The following is a 6,867-nucleotide window of genomic DNA, read 5'->3' as shown; positions in this document are numbered from 1 at the left end:
GCATGGACTCATACAGCTTTTGCGCCGCCTCGACCTCTTTGCGCTCGGGCTGGGTGCGCACCGACATATAGCCCTTGGCCTTGTCATTGCGGATGATGGGAATGGCATTGGCCCGAACCCAGTAGTGATCCCCGTTCTTGCGCCGGTTTTTGACCAGTGCGCTCCAGGGCTCGCCGCTTTTGAGGGTGGCCCACATATCGGCAAAAGCGGCCGGGGGCATGTCCGGGTGGCGCACCAGATTGTGTGTCTGACCGAGGATCTCTTGCGGCTCGAAGCCGCTGACCTCCATGAACGCCTGATTGGCATATTTGATGTAGCTCTCCGTGTCCGTGGTGGACATCAGAGTCGCGTGCTCATCAAAGCTGTACTCCCGCTGTGTCACTGGTGCATTGACTCTCATAGATGCCGCTTTTTGGTCATTAATCGAGAAAAACTGCACAGCTTGTGCCGCAGCCTTCACTGCGGCAACCACCTCTGTGTGTATCAATTATTTACATGTTTTTTGCGGCCCATCCATTCCTGAAAAAGCAGTTGTTGCTAGCCTGCGTCAACGTAGATACAGAGTCCTGAACCCTTCATTCAAACGCGCTTCTCTCCTACAAAGGCAGCCGCGCATCATCCTTGATCTCCTCCATCACCGCATAGGTTCTGGTCTCGCGCACGCCCGGAAGCTGCCACAGCACCCGGCCCGCGAAGTCACGGTAAGCCGCCATATCGGCCATGCGGGTCTTGAGCAGATAGTCAAATCCCCCTGCCACCATATGGCACTCCATGATGGCCGGGTACGCCAGCACGGCGGCCTTGAACTCGTCAAACACATGGGGCGTGGTGCGGTCCAGCAGCACCTCGACAAACACCGTCATGCCCACGCCCAGCTTCTGCGGGTTCAGCCGCGCTTCGTAGCCCAGGATGTAACCATCGCGTGTAAGCCGGGCCACACGGGCCTGTACGGCTGTGGGCGACAGCGCCACCTGCTCTGCCAGGCGCAGATTGGAGATGCGCCCATCGGTTTGCAGAATTGCCAGTATTTTTCGATCAATCCTGTCGATATCCACTTCTGAAGCGTCATTCATTGGTGAATTCCTCTTTTTAATTCGCTCAATATAGTGATTCATTTTTCGACAAACCAGCAATGATTTTCCCTATGTAGACAGCTGCGCCCGGGCCGCATGCAATGCAGCTGTGAACATGGTGAAGGCCGCGCACCCGCTCGCGTCCAGGCTCTACGACACCTGCACAGACATGCCGACTTTCACTGCGCTGCCAGATTCCAGCCGCCCTGCCGATGAACTGCGTCAAGCCATCAGTTGCGCCACCCGCATGGCCGAGTCCGATGCCGTGGCCCGGCTGCTGCCTGCCGCCACGCTGCCGCCCGCCCAGGCTGCCCAGGTCGCTGCCCATGCGCAAAAGCTGGTCGAGCAACTGCGCGCCCAACCCGCCAGCGCTGGGCGCCAGGGGCTGGTGCAAGGTCTGCTGCAGGAGTTTTCGCTGTCCTCGCAGGAAGGCGTGGCACTGATGTGCCTGGCCGAAGCCTTGCTGCGCATCCCCGATGCGGCTACCCGTGATGCACTGATCCGCGACAAGCTGCGCGGCGGCGACTGGCAGGCTCATCTGGGCAAGAGCCCCTCGCTCTTTGTCAATGCTGCCGCCTGGGGACTGGTGGTCACCGGAAAGCTGGTCGATACGCATAGCGAGTCAGGCCTGCTCGCGGCGCTCAAACGCATCACAGCCAGGGGCGGCGAGCCGCTGGTGCGCAAGGGCGTGGACATGGCCATGCGCTTGATGGGCGAACAGTTTGTGATGGGCGAGACCATTTCCCAGGCTCTGGAGCGCGCTCGCGAACTGCAGGCCAGAGGCTTTCGCTATTCCTACGACATGCTCGGCGAGGCCGCACTCACCGCCGAGGACGCGCAGCGCTACATGCAGTCCTATGTGAATGCGATTCATGCGATCGGCAAGGCCGCTGACGGCAAGGGCGTCTATGAACGGCCGGGCATTTCCATCAAGCTCAGCGCCCTGCACCCGCGCTACAGCCGCGCGCAATGGCAGCGCGTGATGAGCGAGCTGCTGCCACGCGTGCTGCAGCTGTGCGAGCTGGCACGCAGCTACGACATAGGACTCAATATCGACGCTGAAGAAGCCGACCGCCTGGAGCTGTCGCTGGACCTGCTGGAACAATTGGCCCATGCCCCTGGCCTGGCAGGCTGGAACGGCCTGGGCTTTGTGATTCAGGCCTATCAAAAACGTTGTCCCTATGTGATCGACTATCTGATCGACCTGGCCCGACGCAGCGAGCGCCGCCTGATGGTGCGCCTGGTCAAAGGCGCTTACTGGGATAGCGAAATCAAGCGTGCCCAGATCGACGGTCTGAGCGACTACCCGGTCTACACCCGCAAGCACCACACCGATGTGGCCTATATTGCCTGCGCTCGCAAGCTGCTGGCCGCACCCAGCGCCATCTACCCGCAATTCGCCACCCATAACGCCCAGACCGTGGCCAGCATCGAATCCTTGGCAGGTGCCCAGCCCTACAGCGCTGGACGTTATGAGTTTCAATGCCTGCACGGCATGGGCGAGCAACTCTACCTGCATGTGGTCGAGGCCGAGGACAAGGCCGCACGCCGCCCCTGCCGCATCTATGCTCCCGTGGGTACGCACGAGACACTGCTGGCCTATCTGGTTCGCCGCCTGCTGGAAAACGGCGCCAACAGCTCATTCGTGCATCGCATCGCCAACCCCGACTGGCCCATCTCTGATTTGATAGCTGCCCCTGCAGACCAAACGTGGGCTGAGGGGCAGCCGGATCCCCAAACCCGAGCCGAGGTGGAAACACTGCTTGCGGCCGATGACATAGGCCTGCCCCACCCCCGCATAGTGCTGCCGCGCGAGCTGCTGGGCAAACAGCGCCGCAACTCCTCTGGTCTGGACCTGAGCGATGACGGTGTGTTGAGCGCTCTGTCTCAAGCGCTTGCGCAAAGCCGGCCCGCACAACTTCGCCAGGGTGTCCATGCCGTGCATGCCACCGATGCCATCGGCACAGCCATAACCAACCCGGCCAGCCATCAGGAGCTACTGGGCTATGTCAGCGATGCCGGGCCCGCGCAGATTCAGCAGGCAATGCAGGCGGCCGCACGGGCTCAGCCCGCCTGGCAAGCCAGCCCGACCGAGCTGCGCGCCAGTCTGCTGCAGACCGCCGCCGAGCTCTTTGAAACGCAGATGCAGCCGCTGATGAGCCTGCTGATGCGCGAAGCCGGCAAGACTGCGGCCAATGCCGTGTCCGAGGTGCGCGAGGCCGTGGACTTTCTGCGCTATTACGCGGCTCAGATTCGGCGGCAAGCCGATGCGGATCTGCTCGCCCCCGGCATAGGCCCTGTGGTCTGCATCAGCCCCTGGAATTTTCCACTGGCCATCTTCACCGGCCAGGTCGCAGCCGCCCTGGGCGCTGGCAATGTGGTGCTGGCCAAGCCCGCCGAGCAAACCCCGCTGATCGCCCTTGAAGCCGTGCGCCTACTGCATCAGGCCGGCATTGCGCCAGACGTGCTGCAACTGCTGCCCGGCCGGGGCGAGACCGTGGGCGCAGCACTGGTGGCCGATGCGCGCGTGGCAGGCGTGCTGTTCACAGGCTCCACCGAGGTGGCGCGACTGCTGGCTCTGCAGACCGCCGCCAGATTGCGCCCCGACGGCCAGCCCGTGGTGCTGGTGGCCGAAACCGGCGGCCAGAACGCCATGCTGGTGGACTCGTCCGCCCTGGTCGAACAAGCCGTGCAGGACATTGCTGCATCCGCCTTTGACAGCGCGGGCCAACGCTGCTCGGCTCTGCGCCTGCTGTGCGTGCAAAACGACTGCGCCGACCGGCTGCTGACCATGCTGTGCGGTGCCATGCAAGAGCTGCATTGCGGCAATCCGGCCGAGCTGGCCACCGATGTGGGACCCGTGATCGATGCCGATGCCAAGACTGCTATCGAGCGGCATATCGCCAGACTCAGGGCTCTGGGTCTGCGCATCCATCAATCGCCGCTGAGCCCGGAAACTGCCGCGCAAGGGCATTTTGTGGCGCCCACGCTGATCGAGCTGCCCGATCTGCATCATCTCAAGCGCGAAGTCTTCGGCCCCGTGCTCCATGTACTGCGCTATCAAAGGCGCGAGCTGCCGCAGTTGCTGGAGCGCATCAACGCCCTGGGCTACGGCCTGACCATGGGATTGCACACGCGCATCGACGAAACCGTGCAGCTAGTCGCCCAGGCGGCACATGTCGGCAATCTGTATGTGAATCGCAATATGGTGGGGGCCGTGGTCGGTGTGCAGCCCTTTGGCGGCGAGGGGCTGTCTGGCACCGGTCCCAAGGCCGGCGGCCCCCTGTATCTGCCGCGCCTGCAGCAGACACCCGGCTCGCCCCTGCGTTTGCTCAGTCTGCTGCTGCATCAATCCGGAGAGGCACAGGCAAGCGCCACACCCGTCACGGCAGCAGCGGCGACCGCCTTGCAGCAGCTGGGTCACTGGGCCAGGCAGCATGGTGAGGCCATCGTCAGCCATGATTGCGAGCGCCTGCAATCGGCCCTGCCCGATCTGCATGCCGCACGTCTGTTGCCCGGCCCCACAGGCGAGCGCAATCTCTACCAGCTGCTTGGCAAGCCGCGCACACTGTGCCTGGCGCAGGAAAGAACCATGCTGCTGCTGCAACTGGCTGCCGCACTGGCCTGCGGCTCGCAAGCCCTGTGGGTATCCGGCCCGCTCGGCACCATAGTTCACGGCAAGCTGCCAGATGCACTGCGCCGCCATGTGCTGCTGTTGCCTGCCGAGCTGAGCGTCGAGGAAATTGCGGAGACCGAGGCCATGGATGCAGCACTGCTGGAATGCGACGCCCCCCAATTTCTGCGCTGGGCGCAGGCCTTGGCAAGGCGCCCAGGCCCGTTGATACTGCCCACACGCTGTGTGACAGGCCAACCCGTCCGGCTGGAGCGGCTCTGGCATGAACGCGCTCTATCGCACAACACGGCGGCAGCGGGCGGCAATGCGGCATTGATGACGCTGGAATAGGCAAACACCCCCTGAGGCGCTTTGCACCTTCCCCCTCTCTGCTTCGCGGGGGTCCGCCAAGGCCCTTGCTTGCTGTCCACTGCTTAGGCCATGCCTGTTTGGCGCTATGCGCCCGATGCTCACCACGCCCGTCAGAACCGCTACCAACCGCAGGTTTGCCATTGAGACCAGGCGCGAAGCCGCAGACAGTACCAAGTACGGCAAGGCGAAGCAACGACATATCAAGGGTGGTATTAGCGGGGCCAAGAAAGAAAGCACCCAGCGCAAGCAGTACCTGCGCTGGGTGCTCTTTGAGAGTCAATGAGATTTACAGCTTGGCGATGGACACCTCTGTGGACTTGACCAGAGCTACAACCTCCGAGCCCACCGCCAAACCCAGGTCATTGACCGAGCGCGTGGTGATCACCGAAGTGACGATGCCCCAGGGCGTTTCCACATCCACTTCCGAGACCACGTCACCGCGGATGATTTCCTTGACCTTGCCCTTGAACTGATTACGTACGTTGATGGCTTGAATGGACATACAAAATTCTCCTGAGAAGTCGTGAAAGGTTCTGAAAAACAGTGTTTGCTGCACTGCATGAAAACGATTCTGAAACCTTCTCCAAAAAACTCAAAAGAATAAAAACAAAAATTTTTATATCAAAAACATCTTATGAAAATAAGCGACCGTAGCGTGGCACAAGCCTGCGCGGCCATGCATCGAGCAGCAGCCTGATCGAGCGGATGACAAAGACGCCCATCACCACGATATGGCTGTGCAAAAAGCTCGAGACTTGAGCACCACCTGTGCCAATCCCCGCTGCACAGTCGCCCCGTGTAGTGCAATACCAGGGGGCTTGAAGCTTTTTCGGGAAGTTCGAGTTGAAATTCAGCCTTCGACAGATTGCAGTGCCGCACGCACGACCTCGGGCGTCAGCGTAGGCACAAAGCTCTCGATGAAGGCATAGGCATAGCCACGCAGCCATGCATCGCGGCGCAGAGCCAGGCGCGTGAGATTGACCTCGAACAGATGGCGGGCATCGATAGCGCGCAGATGGCGGTCGCGCTCGGCATCGAAAGCGATGGAGGCAATAATGCCCACGCCCATGCCCAGCTCCGCATAGGTCTTGATCACATCGGCATCCATGGCGGTGAGCACCACATCGGGAACCAGCGCGGTCGCCGCAAACGCCTTGTCGATATGGGCACGCCCCGTGTAACCCTGCTCGTAGGTGATGATGGGGTGGCGCGCCAGCGCTTGCAGCGTCAGTGCTCCGTCCGTATCGAGCAGTTCATGGCCGGGCGGCACGACCACACTGTGCGACCAGCGGTAGCAAGGCAGGGTCACCAGGTTCTCATAACTGCCCAGCGCCTCGGTGGCCACACCGATATCGGCCTCGCCCGATAGCAGCATCTCGGCCACCTGGCGTGGCGAACCCTGATGCAGATGCAGCGAAACCTGGGGGTAGAGCCTGCGGAAATCACGCACCACCTGGGGCAAGGCATAGCGTGCTTGGGAATGCGTAGCAGCAATCGACAGGCCGCCACGTTCGCTGGCGTGGAAGTCCTCTCCTGCGCGACGCAGATTGTCGGCTTCCAGCAGCATGCGCTCGACAATAGGCAGCAAGGCCGTGCCGGGCGGCGTCAGGCCCGTCAGACGCTTGCCGGCGCGCACAAAGATATCGATGCCCAACTCCTCCTCGAGCTCGCGAATCTGCCGGCTCACACCGGGCTGCGAGGTGTGGAGCATGGCTGCCACCTCGGTCAGATTGAAGCCACGCCTTGCCGTTTCCCGGACCGAACGCAGTTGCTGAAAATTCATATCTTGATGGCAGGCGGCACAGCTTG

General features: G+C 61.9%; 6 protein-coding genes. 2 read left to right on the top strand and 4 right to left on the bottom strand.

The genetic code is table 11. The annotated features are described in order from the left end of the window. On the bottom strand, positions 1 to 400 hold a 400-nt coding region (locus EIC84_RS14455), incomplete at its 3' end, for a PAS domain-containing protein (protein ID WP_134737320.1). Positions 401 to 596: 196 nt separating this feature from the next. Further along, complete coding sequence (locus EIC84_RS14450) at positions 597 to 1,073, bottom strand: Lrp/AsnC ligand binding domain-containing protein (RefSeq protein WP_003066527.1); 477 nt, start codon at positions 1,071 to 1,073, stop codon at positions 597 to 599. A 115-nt stretch (positions 1,074 to 1,188) separates the two neighbouring features. Between EIC84_RS14450 and putA the strand changes: the two genes are divergently transcribed. Beyond that, the gene (putA, locus tag EIC84_RS14445) at positions 1,189 to 5,037 is read left to right on the top strand and encodes a trifunctional transcriptional regulator/proline dehydrogenase/L-glutamate gamma-semialdehyde dehydrogenase (protein WP_003066530.1); all 3,849 of its coding nucleotides are present in this window, start codon (positions 1,189 to 1,191) and stop codon (positions 5,035 to 5,037) included. A gap of 115 nt (positions 5,038 to 5,152) precedes the next feature. Further along, entirely contained in the window at positions 5,153 to 5,341 is a 189-nt protein-coding gene (locus EIC84_RS14440; RefSeq protein ID WP_003066532.1) for a hypothetical protein, read from the top strand. 3 nt (positions 5,342 to 5,344) lie between these two features. On the opposite strand, the gene EIC84_RS14435 is transcribed toward EIC84_RS14440, so the two are convergent. Next, positions 5,345 to 5,560, bottom strand: a complete 216-nt coding sequence (locus EIC84_RS14435) for a molybdopterin-binding protein (RefSeq protein WP_003053517.1) — start codon at positions 5,558 to 5,560, stop codon at positions 5,345 to 5,347. Between the two features lie 348 nt (positions 5,561 to 5,908). Continuing rightward, on the bottom strand, positions 5,909 to 6,841 hold the full coding sequence (locus tag EIC84_RS14430) for a CysB family HTH-type transcriptional regulator (protein ID WP_003066534.1): 933 nt from the start codon (positions 6,839 to 6,841) through the stop codon (positions 5,909 to 5,911). Between the last annotated feature and the right edge of the window lie 26 nt (positions 6,842 to 6,867).

This window comes from Comamonas sp. A23, assembly GCF_004522605.1.
Taxonomy (GTDB): Bacteria; Pseudomonadota; Gammaproteobacteria; order Burkholderiales; family Burkholderiaceae_C; genus Comamonas; species Comamonas thiooxydans.
The sequence above is the reverse complement of the archived record's forward strand: the minus strand, read 5'-3'. Positions and strand labels throughout refer to the sequence as shown.

Excerpts from the sequence above, each read along its gene's own strand:
- EIC84_RS14450 (WP_003066527.1), bottom strand. The coding sequence starts at position 1,073 with ATGAATGACGCTTCAGAAGTGGATATCGACAGGATTGATCGAAAAATA.
- EIC84_RS14430 (WP_003066534.1), bottom strand. The coding sequence starts at position 6,841 with ATGAATTTTCAGCAACTGCGTTCGGTCCGGGAAACGGCAAGGCGTGGC.
- EIC84_RS14435 (WP_003053517.1), bottom strand. The coding sequence starts at position 5,560 with ATGTCCATTCAAGCCATCAACGTACGTAATCAGTTCAAGGGCAAGGTC.
- putA (WP_003066530.1), top strand. The coding sequence starts at position 1,189 with ATGGTGAAGGCCGCGCACCCGCTCGCGTCCAGGCTCTACGACACCTGC.
- EIC84_RS14440 (WP_003066532.1), top strand. The coding sequence starts at position 5,153 with ATGCTCACCACGCCCGTCAGAACCGCTACCAACCGCAGGTTTGCCATT.